14 protein-coding genes are annotated in these 15,049 nt (G+C 68.5%); 8 read left to right on the forward strand and 6 right to left on the reverse strand.

Annotated elements, in window-relative coordinates; all coding sequences use genetic code 11:
- Nucleotides 1-13: 13 nt before the first annotated feature.
- Nucleotides 14-1,240, reverse strand: a complete 1,227-nt coding sequence (gene phnA, locus K0H49_RS07955) for a phosphonoacetate hydrolase (RefSeq protein ID WP_219210949.1) — start codon at nt 1,238-1,240, stop codon at nt 14-16.
- A gap of 18 nt (nt 1,241-1,258) precedes the next feature.
- The gene (locus K0H49_RS07960; RefSeq protein WP_183028085.1) at nt 1,259-1,984 is read right to left on the reverse strand and encodes a phosphonate utilization associated transcriptional regulator; all 726 of its coding nucleotides are present in this window, start codon (nt 1,982-1,984) and stop codon (nt 1,259-1,261) included.
- Between the two features lie 174 nt (nt 1,985-2,158).
- Here K0H49_RS07960 and K0H49_RS07965 point away from each other — a divergent pair, with 174 nt between their 5' ends.
- The 4 genes from K0H49_RS07965 to K0H49_RS07980 all read left to right on the forward strand — a co-directional run bounded on the left by K0H49_RS07965 (nt 2,159) and on the right by K0H49_RS07980 (nt 7,341).
- A complete protein-coding gene (locus K0H49_RS07965; RefSeq protein WP_219210951.1) occupies nt 2,159-3,211 on the forward strand; it encodes a putative 2-aminoethylphosphonate ABC transporter substrate-binding protein in 1,053 nt (350 codons plus the stop codon).
- A gap of 72 nt (nt 3,212-3,283) precedes the next feature.
- Nucleotides 3,284-4,426, forward strand: a complete 1,143-nt coding sequence (locus K0H49_RS07970; protein WP_374122318.1) for a putative 2-aminoethylphosphonate ABC transporter ATP-binding protein — start codon at nt 3,284-3,286, stop codon at nt 4,424-4,426.
- Nucleotides 4,423-6,159: a putative 2-aminoethylphosphonate ABC transporter permease subunit gene (locus tag K0H49_RS07975; protein ID WP_219210953.1), complete on the forward strand. Its 1,737-nt coding sequence runs from the start codon at nt 4,423-4,425 to the stop codon at nt 6,157-6,159. Before K0H49_RS07970 ends, K0H49_RS07975 begins: the two co-directional genes overlap by 4 nt.
- A gap of 51 nt (nt 6,160-6,210) precedes the next feature.
- On the forward strand, nt 6,211-7,341 hold the full coding sequence (locus tag K0H49_RS07980; RefSeq protein ID WP_219210956.1) for a 2-aminoethylphosphonate--pyruvate transaminase: 1,131 nt from the start codon (nt 6,211-6,213) through the stop codon (nt 7,339-7,341).
- Between the two features lie 12 nt (nt 7,342-7,353).
- Here K0H49_RS07980 and K0H49_RS07985 read toward each other — a convergent pair whose 3' ends face one another.
- Nucleotides 7,354-7,578 carry a DUF4287 domain-containing protein gene (locus K0H49_RS07985; protein WP_219210958.1) on the reverse strand — a complete coding sequence of 75 codons (225 nt, stop codon included), beginning with the start codon at nt 7,576-7,578 and terminating at the stop codon, nt 7,354-7,356.
- Nucleotides 7,575-8,186, reverse strand: a complete 612-nt coding sequence (locus K0H49_RS07990) for a dihydrofolate reductase family protein (RefSeq protein WP_219210960.1) — start codon at nt 8,184-8,186, stop codon at nt 7,575-7,577. Before K0H49_RS07990 ends, K0H49_RS07985 begins: the two co-directional genes overlap by 4 nt.
- Nucleotides 8,187-8,224: 38 nt before the next feature.
- Here K0H49_RS07990 and K0H49_RS07995 point away from each other — a divergent pair, with 38 nt between their 5' ends.
- A complete protein-coding gene (locus K0H49_RS07995) occupies nt 8,225-8,782 on the forward strand; it encodes a TetR/AcrR family transcriptional regulator (protein WP_219210962.1) in 558 nt (185 codons plus the stop codon).
- A 55-nt stretch (nt 8,783-8,837) separates the two neighbouring features.
- Here the strand turns inward: K0H49_RS07995 and K0H49_RS08000 are convergent, their stop codons facing one another.
- Both K0H49_RS08000 and K0H49_RS08005 read right to left on the reverse strand, forming a co-directional pair.
- Nucleotides 8,838-10,082, reverse strand: coding sequence for a DUF445 domain-containing protein (locus tag K0H49_RS08000; protein WP_257624626.1), 1,245 nt, complete (start codon nt 10,080-10,082; stop codon nt 8,838-8,840).
- Nucleotides 10,083-10,110: 28 nt separating this feature from the next.
- Entirely contained in the window at nt 10,111-11,343 is a 1,233-nt protein-coding gene (locus K0H49_RS08005; RefSeq protein WP_219210963.1) for a M20/M25/M40 family metallo-hydrolase, read from the reverse strand.
- Nucleotides 11,344-11,436: 93 nt separating this feature from the next.
- Between K0H49_RS08005 and K0H49_RS08010 the strand changes: the two genes are divergently transcribed.
- Genes K0H49_RS08010 through K0H49_RS08020 form a run of 3 tightly spaced genes read left to right on the forward strand, consistent with a single transcriptional unit; the run spans nt 11,437 to nt 15,039 of the window.
- Nucleotides 11,437-12,672 (forward strand): glycerophosphodiester phosphodiesterase, encoded by a 1,236-nt coding sequence (locus K0H49_RS08010; protein WP_219210965.1) that lies wholly within the window; start codon nt 11,437-11,439, stop codon nt 12,670-12,672.
- A gap of 58 nt (nt 12,673-12,730) precedes the next feature.
- A complete protein-coding gene (locus K0H49_RS08015) occupies nt 12,731-13,939 on the forward strand; it encodes a M20 aminoacylase family protein (protein WP_219210967.1) in 1,209 nt (402 codons plus the stop codon).
- A complete protein-coding gene (locus K0H49_RS08020; RefSeq protein WP_219210969.1) occupies nt 13,936-15,039 on the forward strand; it encodes a M14 family metallopeptidase in 1,104 nt (367 codons plus the stop codon). The genes K0H49_RS08015 and K0H49_RS08020 overlap by 4 nt, the downstream gene beginning before the upstream one ends.
- Nucleotides 15,040-15,049: the final 10 nt, after the last annotated feature.

The following is a 15,049-nucleotide window of genomic DNA, read 5'->3' on the forward strand; positions in this document are numbered from 1 at the left end:
AGGGTGCTCCGGATTACTGCGCGTGGTTCAGGGCGATGTCGAGCGCGTCGAAGTTGCGCAGGCGGCGGTTGGCGGCGATGCCGGTGACGGGCCGGTTGCAGATCAGCGGGACCCGCTGCTCCGACACGCCGCCGTGCGAGCGCAGCGGCACTTCGAGCGCCGACAGGTCGTGCCGGCTGGCCGAGGTGCCGATGACCGTGTGGCGCTCGCTGACCACCACGATGTCGCCGATGCGGTCGGGCGGCAGCTCGAAGCGTTCGGCCGCTTCCTTGCGCGAGAGCACCAGCTCCATGCCGGGCACGCCCCTGATGCGTTCGATCCAGCCGGGCACGCGGGCTTCGTCGGGCGCATAGACCGTGGCGAAGGAGCCCAGCGCACCATGGTGCACCACGTACGGGTCGGTGATCGGCAGGATGACCCGCGCCACCTCCTTGCCGTACCAGCCGTCGAGCACGTCCTGCAGGTAGATCACCTGCGGCGAGCCGTCGGCGTTGTGCTTGTCGTTCATGCCGTGGTCGGCCGTGAGCACGATGGTGGCGCCCATCGCGTCGAGCTGCGCGAGGTAGCCGTCCATCATGGCGTAGAAGGCATTGGCGGCCGGGCTGCCGGGCGCGGCCTTGTGCTGCACGTAGTCGGTGGTCGACAGGTACATCAGGTCGGGGCGGCGCGAGGCCATGAGCTTCACGCCGGCGGCGAACACGAACTCCGACAGCTCCGCGCTGTAGACCGAGGGCACGGGCATGCCGACCAGTTCGACCACGCCCTCGATGCCGTTCTCCTCGATCGTCGCTTGGTCGGCCTTCTCCGAGGAGAAACAGATGCCCTTCATGCGGTGGCCCAGCAGCTTGCGCAGCTTGTCCTTGGCGGTCACCACCGCGAGCTTCGCGCCCGCATCGGCGAAGGCCGCGAGCACCGTGCCGGCGCGCAGGTACTTGGGGTCGTTCATCATCACTTCCTGGCCCAGCTCGCGGTCGAAGAAGTAGTTGCCGCAGATGCCGTGCACTGCCGGCGGCGCGCCGGTCACGATCGACAGGTTGTTGGGGTTGGTGAACGAGGGCACCACGCAGTCGGCCAGCAGGTCGGCGCCGGACGCTCGCATGCGCGCGATGGTCGGCGCCACGCCGGCCGCGATGGCCGCATCCAGGTAGGCGGGCTCGCAGCCGTCGACGCAGACGACCACGACGGGTCGGCTCATCCAGCGATAGCTTCGGGCATTGACTTCCAGCGTCTTCACGGTCATCTCGGATCTCCTTGCGGGTCAGGTTGTCCTGGGGGTTTTCTGCAGATGGGATTCGGGCGTACTGTCGGGGCGGCCCATGGCCTTGTGCATGCGGGCGCGGCTGCCGGCCACATGCCGGCGCAGCACCTGGCCGGCGGCTTCGGGGTCGCGGCTGGCGATGGCGTCGACGATCTCGCGGTGCTCGTCGGCCGACACCCGCAGGCCGCCGCCGGTGTCGAGGGCACGCATGCGGAACAGGTGCAGCTCCTTCACCAGGCGCTTGTAGGTCTCGGTGAGCTTGCGGCTGCCCGCGGTGTCCAGCAGGATGTCGTGGAACTGCAGGTTGAGCTGCGCGTACTGCTCCAGGTCCTGCGCCAGCGCGGCCTCGCGCATCGGCTCGATCATGGCGCGCAGGCGCTCGAGCGCGTCGGGCTGCATGCTGGCGGCCACGCGCCGGCCGATGATCTCTTCCAGCGCCTCGCGCAGTTCGTAGATCTCGTCGGCCTCCTCGAAGGAGATCTCGCGCACGAAGACGCCCCGGTTCTTCTCGTTGCGCACCAGGCCCGCCTCTTCCAGCGCACGCAGCGCCTCGCGGATCGGGCCGCGGCTGGTGTTGAAGCGCTGCGACAGCTCGCTCTCGTTGATGCGGCTGCCCACGGCCAGCTCGCCATTCATGATCAGTCGCTCGATCTCGTCCTGCATGAGCATCGGCAGCGAGCTCGATTGAAGGAAGGCCAGGGCGGAGGTGGAGTTGTGCGTTGCCATGACCTCATTTTGGCTTCGAATTGAAAACTGTCAACAATTTTTTATTGACAGTCCGCAATACACAATCTACATTGCCTTCACCCCGAGCCGACCGTAGACCCGCATCCGCCTTCGGGAGCCCGCCAATCCACCCCCGCCACGGGGGTTCGACAGCCAGCTGAACAGGAGTTGAAGATGACGATGATCCGAAGCGCGCGCCGCCTCACGACGGCCCTCTCCATCGCAGTCACCGCGGCCATCGGCCTCGCCGCGAGCGGTCTTGCGCTGGCCCAGCAGCGCACGCCGCTCCTGGTCTACACGGCGCTCGAGACCGACGCCATGAAGCTCTACAAGGACGCCTTCGAGAAGGCCAACCCCGACATCGAGGTGAAGTGGGTGCGCGACTCGACCGGCATCGTCACCGCCAAGCTGCTGGCCGAGAAGGCCAACCCGCAGGCCGACGTGGTCGCCGGCCTGGCCGCCAGCAGCCTGGCGCTGCTGGCGCAGGAGGGCATGCTGCAGGCCTACGAGCCCAAGGGCTTCGGCGCGCTCAACCCCGCCTATTCCGACACCGCGCGGCCACCGGCCTGGGTCGGCATGGACGTCTGGGCCGCCACCGTCTGCTTCAACCGCGTGGAGGCCAAGAAGCTGGGCCTGCCCAAGCCCGAGAGCTGGCAGGACCTGGCCAAGCCGATCTACAAGGGCGCGATCACCATGCCGCATCCGGCTTCCAGCGGCACCGGCTACCTCGACGTGTCGTATTGGCTGCAGAACATGGGCGAGGCCGAAGGCTGGAAGTACATGGACGCGCTGCACCAGAACGTGGCCCAGTACGTGCACTCGGGCTCCAAGCCCTGCAAGCAGGCGGGCGCGGGCGAATTCCCCATCGGCATCTCCTTCGAGTTCCGCGCGCACCAGGTCAAGAAGTCGGGCGCGCCGGTCGACCTGGTCTTCCCCAAGGAAGGCCTGGGCTGGGACATCGAGGCCACCAGCATCATGAAGACCAGCAAGAAGATGGAACTGGCCAAGCGCTTCGCCGACTGGATGGCCAGCAAGGAGGCCAACCAGATCACTTCCACCTGGTGGGCGGTGGTGGCCTACCCGGGCGTGGCATCGAAGCTCGAGGGCATTCCGGAGAACTACGAGAAGCTGCTGGCCAAGAACGACCTGAACTGGGCCGCCAAGAACCGCGAGCGCATCCTGGCCGAGTGGAGCAAGCGCTACGAAGGCAAGGCCGAACCTAAATGAGTTGAGCGGCGTTCCAGTTTTTCCAACCTGCGACGCCGCGCCCCGCGGCGTTCGTCACACCGAGTGCGAACCATGGACATGACCGCTGGCCACCCTCTCGCCGAAACGCCCCGCGCCGCCGCGCTGGAAATCGTCGGCATCCGCAAGGACTTCGAGACTTTCAGCGCGCTGCGCGACATCCACCTGCGGGTGAACGCGGGCGAGATGCTGTGCTTTCTCGGCCCCTCGGGCTGCGGCAAGACCACGCTGCTGCGCATCATCGCGGGGCTGGAGACCCAGACCGCCGGCCAGATCCTGCAGAACGGCAAGGACGTCTCGTGGCTCCCGCCCGACCGGCGCGACTACGGCATCGTGTTCCAGTCCTATGCGCTGTTTCCCAACCTGAGCATCGCCGACAACGTGGGCTACGGGCTGGTGAATTCACGTGCCCGCAAGGCCGAGATCAAGGCCCGCGTCGACGAACTGCTCACGCTGGTGGGGCTGCCGACCTCGGGCCACAAGTACCCGAGCCAACTCTCGGGCGGGCAGCAGCAGCGCGTGGCCCTGGCCCGCGCGCTCGCCACCCGGCCGGGCCTGCTGCTGCTCGACGAACCGCTGTCGGCGCTCGACGCGATCGAGCGCATCCGCCTGCGCGGCGAGATCCGCCGGCTGCAGAAGCAGGTCGGCATCACCACCATCATGGTCACGCACGACCAGGAAGAGGCGCTGTCGATGGCCGACCGCATCGTGGTCATGAACCATGGCGTGATCGAGCAGGTCGGCACGCCGATGGACATCTACGAGCGGCCGGCCACGCCCTTCGTGGCCGACTTCGTGGGCAAGGTCAACGTGCTGCGCGCGATGGCGCTGGGCCAGCAGCGCTTCAAGGTCGGCGACCTGGAGCTGCAGTGCGACGCCTGCGACGCGGCCTTTGCCCCCGGCGACGCGGTCAACCTCTACCTGCGGCCCGAGGACCGCATGGCCGAGAACCTGCGCGAGGACACGGCCAACCGCATGAACGTGCTGGTGAGCAAGGTCGAGTTCCTGGGCGGGCTGTGCATCGCCGAAGTCACGGCCGACGCACTGCACGGCCAGACGCTGGGCCTGCACTTCTCGCTCAACCAGCTGCACGACCTCGACATCCGCGAGGGCCACACCATCGAGATCGCGCTGCGCGCCAACCGCATCCGCGCCTTCGCCGCGCCGTCGGCACCCGCCGCGCGAGTCCACGCATGAACACGCTGGCACACGCCCCGACCCTGACGCCACGCGCCGCCTTCCGCCGCCCGGGCATGCGCTGGAGCCGCGACGAGATCATCGCGCGCACCGTGCTGCTCGCGGTGATGGCCATGCTGTTCGTGTTCCTGGTCGCGCCGCTGGCGACCATCCTGGCGCACGCGGTGCAGGACAAGGACGGCCGCTTCGTGGGCCTGGCGCACTTCATCACCTACTTCCAGACGCCGAGCCTGCTGCGCGCGGCCTGGAACTCGGTCTGGGTCTCCGCGGCGGTCGTCGCCATCGCGGTGCCGACGGCTTTCGTCTTCGCCTATGCGCTCACACGCAGCTGCATGCCGACCTGGCTCAAGGCGATCTTCCGGCTGATCGCGCTCATTCCGCTGCTGGCGCCCTCGCTGCTGTCGGCCATTTCCTTCGTGCAATGGTTCGGCAACCAGGGCGCGCTCAAGTTCCTGCTGGGCGGCATGTCGATCTACGGTGCCCCCGGCATCATCCTGGCCGAGGTCTACAACACCTTCCCGCATGCGCTGATGATCCTGGTCACGGCGCTGTCGCTGGCCGACGGCCGGCTCTACGAGGCCGCCACCGCACTGCGCACCCGGCCGCTGCGCCAGTTCATGACCATCACGCTGCCGTCATGCAAGTACGGTCTGATCAGCGCATCGACCGTGGTCTTCACCTACGTGGTGAGCGACTTCGGCGCACCCAAGGTGATCGGCGGCAACTTCAACGTGCTGTCGGTCGACGTGTTCAAGCAGGTGGTGGGCCAGCACAACTTCTCGATCGGCGCGGTGGTGGGCATGCTGCTGCTGCTGCCCTCGGTGATCTCGTTCGCCATCGACTGGGTGGTGCGCCGCAAGCTCAAGGCCCAGCTCACGGCCCGTTCGGTGCCCTACAGCCCCAAGCCGCGCAAGGTGGCCGATGCGATGCTGCTGCTGTTCTGCACCGGGGTGTGCGGCCTGCTGCTGGCCACCATCGGCATGGCGGTCTACACCTCGCTGATCACGCTGTGGCCCTACGACCTGTCGCTGACGCTCAAGCACTACCACTTCGTGCTGCTCGAGAGCGACATGGCGGCGGCCTACTTCAACAGCCTGACCGTGGCGGCCATCACGGCCGTGGCTGGCTCGTTCATCGTCTTCGTGGGCGCGTACCTGATCGAGAAGACGCGCAACCTCGGGCTCATGCGCCGCACGATGCACATGATGGCGGTGCTGTCGATGGCCGTGCCCGGGCTGGTGCTGGGCCTGGGCTACGTGATGTTCTTCAACTACCCGGGCAACCCGCTGGGCTTCCTCTACCAGACGATGGCGATCCTGGTGATCTCGATGGTGGTGCACTACTACACCTCCAGCCACCTCACGGCGGTGACGGCGCTCAAGCAGATCGACAACGAGTTCGAGGCCGTCTCCGCCTCGCTCAAGGTGCCGTTCATCAAGACCTTCTTCCGCGTGACGGTGCCGGTGTGCCTGCCCGCCATCCTCGACATCGGCCGCTACTTCTTCGTCGTGTCGATGGCCAGCCTGTCGTGCGCCATCTTCCTCTACACGCCCGACACCATCCTGGCCTCGGTCGCGATCATGCACATGGACGACGCCGGCGACATCGGCCCGGCCGCGGCGCTGGCCAGCCTGATCGTGGTCACCTCGACCGTGGTGTGCATCGTCTACTCGCTGCTCACGCGCGTGCTGCTGTCGCGCACGCAGGCCTGGCGCCAGCTCGGACGCGGCTGAGTCGCTTCCTCCCTTCTCCCCCCCCTCCCCCACCCGTACGGAGACATCACGATGAGTTCCAGCACCAGCCCCATCCTGCTCACGCCGGGCCCGCTCACCACCTCGGACCGCACGCGCCAGGCGATGCTGCGCGACTGGGGCTCGTGGGACGGCGACTTCAACAAGATCACCGCGCGCATCCGCACGCGCGTGCTCGACATCGTGCACGGCCAGGGCACGCACGAGTGCGTGCCCATGCAGGGCAGCGGCACCTTCTCGGTCGAGGCCGCCATCGGCACCCTGGTGCCGCGCGACGGCCATGTGCTGGTGCCGAGCAACGGCGCCTACTGCCAGCGCCTGGCGAAGATCTGCCGGGTGCTGGGCCGAAAGGTCACGACCATCGACTACACCGAGGACCAGCAGGTGCAGGCCGCCGACGTCGACCGCGCCCTGGCCGCTGACCCGGGCATCACGCACGTGGCCGTGGTGCATTGCGAGACCGGGGCCGGCGTGCTCAACCCGCTGCACGACATCGCACAGGTCGTGGCCCGGCATGGGCGCGGCCTGATCGTCGACGCCATGAGCTCCTTCGGCGCGCTCGAGATCGATGCGCGCAAGACGCCCTTCGACGCGGTGATCGCGGCCTCGGGCAAGTGCCTGGAAGGCGTGCCGGGCATGGGCTTCGTGGTCGTTCGGCGGGCCGTGCTCGAGCAGTGCGAAGGCCACTGCCACTCGCTGAGCATGGACCTGTACGAGCAGTGGACGTACATGGAGAAGACCACCCAGTGGCGCTTCACGCCACCGACCCACGTGGTGGCCGCGCTCGACGAGGCCATTGCGCAGTACATCGAGGAAGGCGGCCTCGCGGCGCGCGGCGGCCGCTACGCGCGCAACTGCAAGGCGCTGGTCGACGGCCTGGCCGCGCTTGGCCTGCGCAGCTTCCTGGACCCGGCGATCCAGGCGCCCATCATCGTCACCTTCCACGCGCCGGCCGATGCCAACTACGACTTCAAGACCTTCTACCAGGAGGTCAAGAAGCGCGGCTACATCCTCTACCCGGGCAAGCTGACCCAGGTCGAGACCTTCCGCGTCGGCTGCATGGGCCACTTCGGCGAGGCGGGCATCCCGGGCGCGGTCGAGGCGATCGCGCAGACGCTGGAGGCCATGGGCATCCGGCACGGCGCCGCGACGGTGGCGGCATAGGCCCGCCCCACCCTAGGGCTTCGCCGGCGACGCCTGCGCCAGGAACACGGCCACCAGCGCGTTCGCATGCCCGTGCCCCATCCCATGGTCCGTCTTGAGCAGGTTCACGAGTTCCATGTGCTTGCGTGTCGGCGCCTGCTCGAGCACCGCCATCCAATGGGCGATCGGCTTCGCGTAGGTCTTCTCGATGGAAGGGAAGTAAGAGGCAGGGCCCTTGATCTTGGGTGTCTCCGTCATGGTGTCTCCTTTTTTTCTGGCGGTGGAATCGAAGCATTTGCCGTTCGCGGGCATTGTGCGAGATCCAGCGCCAGCCGCGCTCGAGATTTCGGCGCGTAGGTGCATTGCACCAGGCCGCTCGGCAGGCTTCGGCTCGCCACAAGCGGCAGGCGCGTCATCGCAAGCTCCGGGCCGAAGAGCGGCACGCCCGTGCCCAGGAGCACGGGCGCCCAGGAGATCGTCAGCTCGTCGACGCATCCCGACTGCAGGCCCTGGCGGATGGCCTGGCCACCGTCCAGGTAGACGTTGCGGCTGCCTTGCGTCCAAAGCGTTTGCAGCAGTATTTCCAGGCTGCCGGCATGCGCCTCCTCGCCCTGCGCGCCCTCGAGGCTGCGCTTCGTGAGCACCACGACCCGCTTGCCGTCATAGGGCCAGCCATCGAAGCCCTGCACGGTGTCGTAGGTGTTGCGTCCAAGGACGACGGTATCGGTCTGCGCGCTCAGGCGCGCGTAGCCGGTCAGTTCGGGCGGGTCGTCGAAGGCCGACAACCATGACAGGTCGCCTTGGGCACCGGCGATGAAGCCATCGAGGCTGGCGGCGACGAACACGCGGACATGGGGTCGATGCATTGGAATCTCCAGAATTTCTACAACGTAGAATTCTAGAGATGAAAGCAATTCCCCCGCCACCCGGCATGGCACTCGACCGCCCCAGGACGCGTCTGGAACCCGACCGGATCCTGGTCGCGGCCGCGAAGCTGCTGGAGACCGGCGGCACCGATTTCTCGATGCGCGAACTCGCGCGTGCGCTGGAGGTCGACCCGATGGCGGTCTACCACTACTTTCCCAACAAGACGGCGCTGCTGCAGGCCCTGGCCGACCATCATTTCTCGCGGCTCGGCGAGCTGGAGATCCCCCGGCGCGCGAGGACGCCGCGCACGCGCCTGCGCTTCGTTGCGCAGGCCTATGTGGAACTGGCGGCGGCGGCCCCCATGCTGACCGTCGTCATGGCGCGCGACCCGGGTGTCCGGGCAGGCGTGGCCCACCACTTCGCCAGGCTGTTCGGCAATGCCGTCGAAGGCCTGGCCCTGGGCGCTGCGCACGCCGCGATCGCCGGCGCGGTGCTCGCGGATTACCTGAACGGCTTCGCCATGGCGGGCCTCCCCGCCTCCGACCCCAGCCTGGTCGAGGGCGTGGACTTCCTGTACCGGGGATTGGCCGCGTAGCTCGGCGCATGCGAAGCGTCGAGGCACGCAGCGCCAGCGCACCCTCGTGCCTGCATCACGCCGCGAAGAATCGCGTCACCGTGTGGATCACCAGCCCCACCAGTCCCCCCACCAGCGTCCCGTTGACCCGGATGAACTGCAGGTCCCGCCCGATGTGGCGCTCGAGTTCGAGCGTCATCTCCTGCGCGTTCCACTGCCCCACGCGCTCGACGATGTAGCGCCGGATGTCCTCGCGGTAGCGCTCGATGGCCACGGGCGCGGCGTCGGTGATCTGCTCGTTGATCCAGCGCCGGAAGGGCTCGTCCTGCTGCAGGCGCTGGCCCAGCGAGGCGGCCATGCCGGCGACGCGGCGGCGGATGCTCGAGTCGCCACGCCCCAGGTCGTCGTGCAGCCAGGCCAGCAGCTCGCTCCAGAGGCCGTGCAGGTACTCGCCCAGCGCGGGATGGGCCTGCAGCTCGGCACGGATCTGCTCGCCGCGCGCACGGAACTCGGGGTCGTGCTTGAGCCGCACCACGAAGTCGTCCATGAAGTGGTCGAAGCGCTTGCGCAGAGGGTGCGCGGGCTCGGCGGCGAGCTCGCCCAGCGTGCGCGAAACGGCAGCGACGATCTTGCGCGTGGCGACGCGCGCGGCCACCTGGTCGAGGCCCACGTACTTCAAGGTACGGATCTCGCGTGCGATGGCCTCGGCGATGCGCTCCTGCACCTCTTCGCCTTCCACCACCTTCGCCACCTGCGCCAGCACGTCGTCGAGCAGCGCCTGGTGCTTGCCGTCGGCGGTCACGGCATCGAGCACCTGGCCCAGCAGCCGCGACAGGTCGAGCTGCGCCAGGCCCGCGGCGGCGGCGCGGCCCAGGAAGGCGCGCGCGCGGTCGTCGTCGAAGGCCGTGAGCCCATAGCGCACCGCGGTCACCGCGTGCTCGCCCAGGCGCTCGGCGTTGGCCGGCAGCGCCAGCCATTGCGCGAGCCGCGCCGCGGGATCGAAAGCCTGCAGCTTGGCCAGCACCTGCGGCGTGCTCAGGAAATTGTCGAGGATGAAGCCGGCCAGCTTGGCACCGATGCGGTCCTTGTTGGCCGGGATGATCGCGGTGTGCGGGATGGGCAGGCCCAGCGGCCGGCGGAACAGCGCGACCACCGCGAACCAGTCGGCGATGGCGCCCACCATCGCGGCTTCGGCGAAGGCCGCGACATAGCCCCAGACCGCGCCGCCGGCCGGATGGCGCGTCTCCATGAAGTGCGCCAGGCCGTACAGCAGCGCGGCGCCGCACAGCAGGCCCAGCGCGACGCGTTTCATCGTGACCATGCAGCTCCGCGGGCCGGGGCGCGCGGCATCAGTCGAGGCTCTGCGTGCGCGCCAGCCCCTGCAGGAAGGCCTCGCAACGCGCCAGCTGCTCGAGCGTGACGAACTCGTCGGGCTGGTGCGCCTGGGTGATGCTGCCCGGGCCGCACACGATGGTGGGAATGCCCGCGCCCTTGAAGAGCCCCGCTTCGGTGCCGAAAGCCACCAGCGTGGTGCGGTCCTCGCCCGCGAGCCGCTGGGCGAGCCGCGTGATGGGGTCCTTCGCGGAGCCGAGGAAGCTGGGCACTTCGCAGATGGTCTCGAACTGGAAGCCGGTGTCGGGCGCCACCTTCTTCATCGGTTCCTCGAGGCGGCTCGCGTAGGCGCGGACCTCCTTCTGCATCTGCTGCGCGTCGGCGGTCGGCAGGTTGCGGAATTCGTAGCGGAACTCGGCGTCGCGTGGCACCACGTTGTCGGCGATGCCGCCATGGAACTGGCCCACGCTCGCGGTGCTGAAGGGCACGTCGAAGCCGTCGTAGCGCGGCTCGTGCTGCTCGAAGCCTTCGGCCATGTCGCGCACTTTGCCGACCACCCGCGCGGCCATCTCGATGGCGTTGACCGACTGCGGCGTGAGCGAGGAATGCGCTTCCTTGCCGCGCACGCAGCAGCGGTAGCGGTACACGCCCTTGTGCGCGATGGCAGGCACCATGCTGGTCGGCTCGCCGATGATGCAGGCCACGGGCCGGATGGCCTGCGCCTTCATGTCGGCGATGAGTTCGCGCACGCCGAAGCAGCCCACCTCCTCGTCGTAGCTGAAGGCGAAGTGCACCGCGAAGGGCGAATCGCTTTCGAGGAAGTGCTCGGCGTTGGCCAGCGCCACCGCGATGAAGCCCTTCATGTCGGCCGCGCCGCGCCCGTAGAGCCGCGGACTGCCCAGCGCGGCGAGTTCGGCGACCCGTCCCACGGGCACCGGGCCGCCGCCCTCGACGGGCCAGTGCTGGACCATGGCCGACAGCGGGTCGACGCTCCAGTCCTGGCCGTCCCAGGGCACGGTGTCGGTATGACCCGAGACGATGATGCCGCTGGGCCGGCCCTCGCCCAGGGTGGCGAACAGGTTGGCCTTGGTCCTGTCGGCGTTGTAGGTCAGGCGGCTGCGCACGCCCAGCGCGGCCAGCCGGTCTCGCAAGAAATCGATCAGTTCGAGGTTGCTGTTGGCGCTGACGGTGTTCATGCGCACCAGGGTCTGCGCGGTTTCGAGGCTGCGGGCGGAAAGGATGTGCGGCATGCGGACCATTGTCCGGGAAGACGCCGGCCGGTGCATCGGACATGTCATGGTGCGGGTGTAGGCTGCGCCTCCCAACGTCCACCCGGAGATGCCATGACCTTCCCGTCTTTCGCCCGTGCCGCCTCTTTCCGTCCGGCGCCGCGCCGCGCCGCGCTGTGGGCCCTCGGCGCCACCGCCGCCCTCGCCGCCGCCGGTTGCACCGCCCCGCTGCAGACCGCCGCCCTGCCCACGCTCGACGGCAAGCCGCCGCTGGTGGTGGCCCACCGCGGCGCCTCGGGCTACCTGCCGGAGGAGACGCTCGAGGCCTACGCCCGCGCGATCGAGCTGGGCGCCGACGTGATCGAGATGGACCTGCTGTCGACCAAGGACGGCGTGCTGGTCACGCGGCACGACCCCAACCTGGCGATCAGCACCGATGTGGCGACGCACCCCGAGTTCGCCTCGCGCAAGAAGACCATCCAGGTCGACGGCGAGACGCAGACCGGCTGGTTCATCCACGAGTTCACGCTGGCCGAGTTGCAGACGCTGGGCGCGATCTCGACCGACGCCGAGCGGCCGCAGCAGTTCAACGGCCGCTTCAAGGTGCCCACCTTCCAGGCCGTGATCGACCTGGCCAAGGCCAAGTCGCGCGAGACCGGCCGCACCGTCGCGATCTACCCCGAGACCAAGAACCCGACCTGGTTCCGCAACCTGGGCCTGCCGCTGGAGGACAAGCTGATCGCCACCCTCGAAGCTGCCGGCTGGAACAGCGCCAGCGCACCGGTCTTCGTGCAGTCCTTCGAGCCGGGCAGCCTCAAGTACATGAAGGCCAAGGGCCTGAAGACCAAGCGGATCCAGCTGATCGACGGCGACGGCATCGACCTGCGCACCGGCGTCATGACCTATGCGGTGCCGGTCGACCGCCCCTACGAATGGACGCTGGCCGGCGACAAGCGTAACTTCGACACCATGGTGACGCCGGCCGGCCTGGCCGAGATCGCGACCTACGCCGACGGCATCGGCCCCTGGAAGCGCTACATCCTGAGCATCAAGGGCACGGTCGGCGCCGACGGCAAGGCCCGCGACCTCAACGGCGACGGCAAGGTCAACGACGCCGACGCCACCTCGCTGGCCCCCACCACGCTGGTGGCCGACGCCCACAAGGCCGGCCTGTTCGTCCACCCCTTCACCTTCCGCAACGAGTCGCGCCGGCTCGCGGCCGACTACAAGGGCGACCCGAAGAACGAGTACCTGGCCTACTACCGGCTGGGGGTGGACGGCGTGTTCACCGACTTCACCGATACGGCGCTGGCGGCGCGCGCGACCTGGCTCAAGGAAGCGCAGCGTTAGGGTAAGCCATAGGCACGGTCTTTGCGGGTGAGTCAGACCCCGCCTAGACTGTCTCCTTATGAAACTCATCGATTCGCTCGTTACCCAGGCTGCAGGCATCGCGTCCATCCGACGCGACCTGCATGCCCATCCCGAACTCTGCTTCCAGGAAGTGCGCACGGCCGACGTGGTCGCGGCCAAGCTCACCGAATGGGGCATTCCGATCCACCGCGGGCTCGGCACCACCGGCGTGGTCGGCATCGTGAAGAACGGCACCAGCATCCGGGCCATCGGCCTGCGCGCCGACATGGACGCGCTGCCCGTGACCGAACTCAACACCTTCGAGCACGCGAGCAAGCACCACGGCAAGATGCACGCCTGCGGCCACGACGGCCACACCGCTATGCTGCTGGCCGCGGCGCAGCACCTTTCCAAGCACCGCAACTTCGACGGCACGGTCTACCTGATCTTCCAGCCGGCCGAGGAAGGCGGCGGCGGCGCGCGCGAGATGATCAAGGAAGGGCTGTTCGAACGCTTCCCGATGGACGCCGTGTTCGGCATGCACAACTGGCCCGGCATGAAGGCCGGCCAGTTCGCGGTGAGCCCGGGCCCGGCCATGGCCTCGAGCAACGACTTCAAGATCACCATCCGCGGCAAGGGCGGCCATGCGGCGCTGCCGCACACCGGCATCGACCCGGTGCCGGTGGCCTGCGAGATGGTGCAGGCCTTCCAGACCATCCTCACGCGCAGCAAGAAGCCCACCGAGACCGGCCTGATCTCGGTCACGATGATCCACGCCGGCGAAGCCAACAATGTGATCCCCGACAGCTGCGAGCTGCAGGGCACGGTGCGCACCTTCACGCTCGAGGTGCTCGACCTGATCGAGTCGCGCATGAAGAAGATCGCCGAGCACATCTGCGCGGCGCACGACGCCGAGGTCGATTTCTATTTCCATCGCAACTACCCGCCAACCATCAACACCGAGGCCGAAGCCAACTTCGCGCGCCGGGTGATGGCCGGCATCGTGGGCGCCGAGAACGTGCTGCCGCAGGAAGGCGCGATGACCGCCGAGGACTTCGCCTTCATGCTGCAGGCCAAGCCCGGCGCCTACGCCTTCATCGGCAACGGCGACGGCGCGCACCGCGACATGCACCACGGCGGGGGCCCGTGCACGCTGCACAACGCCAGCTACGACTTCAACGACGACCTGATCCCGCTGGGCGCCACCTGCTGGGTCGAGCTGGCCGAGCAGTTCCTCGCCCAGGGCCAGCCCGGAGCCGCCGCGTGATCGGCGTGACCGAAGCCTTCTCGCCGACCTACGCGCAAGCGCGCCGCAAGTTCCTGCAGGGCTGCGTCACGGCGGGCCTCACGGTCGAGACCCATCCCCATCCGCTGCCCGGCCGCGAGGGCGAGGCGCTGGCGATGGACGTGGCCTACGAAGGCCCGGCCGATGCGGAGAACCTGCTGCTGGTCAGCAGCGCCTGCCACGGCGTCGAAGGCCACTGCGGCAGCGGCGTGCAGGTGTTCGCGCTGCATGACGCCGAGTGGCGCGAAAAGGCCCGCGCGGCCGGCGTCGGCGTGCTCTACGTGCATGCGCTCAACCCGCACGGCTTCTCCTACAGCCGGCGCGTGACGAACGAGAACGTCGACCTCAACCGCAACTTCATGGATTTCACGCAGCCGCTGCCGGTCAACGCCGCCTACGCCGGCCTGCACCCGCTGCTGCTGCCCGAGGAATGGCCGCCGTCGGCGCAGAACCAGGCCGAGCTCGAGGCCTGGATCGGCGAGCACGGCGTGGTCGCCTACCAGGCCGCGGTCTCGGGTGGCCAGTACCAGTTCGACGACGGCGTGTTCTTCGGCGGCACCGCGCCGACCTGGAGCAACCGCACCTTCCGCCAGGTGCTGCAGACGCATGCGCAGAAGGCGCAGCGACTGGCCTGGATCGACCTGCACACCGGCCTGGGGCCGAACGGCATCGGCGAACGCATCTTCGCCTGCCGCGACGATGCCGCCGCCTTTGCGCGCGCCAACGCCTGGTGGGGCGCCGAGACACCGGTCACCTCGATCTACGACGGCTCCTCGACCTCGGCGCTGCTGACCGGCCTGAACTGGGGTGCGATCTACGCGGAATGCCCGCAGGCCGAGTACACCGGCATCGCGCTGGAGTACGGCACGCTGCCCATCCTCGAGATGACCGGCGCGCTGCGCGCCGACCACTGGCTGCACAAGCATCCGGAGGCCGCGCCCGAGCTGGCGGACGCGATCCATGCGCGCATGCGCGAGGCCTTCTACACCGACACCGATGCCTGGAAGGGCCAGATCATCAGCCAGGCACGCCAGGCGATGTTCCAGGCGGTGGACGGGCTCACCGGCGCCAGGGCCGCCTGAGTTCCGCCCG

This window comes from Variovorax boronicumulans (assembly GCF_019352895.1).
Taxonomy (GTDB): Bacteria; Pseudomonadota; Gammaproteobacteria; order Burkholderiales; family Burkholderiaceae_C; genus Variovorax; species Variovorax boronicumulans_A.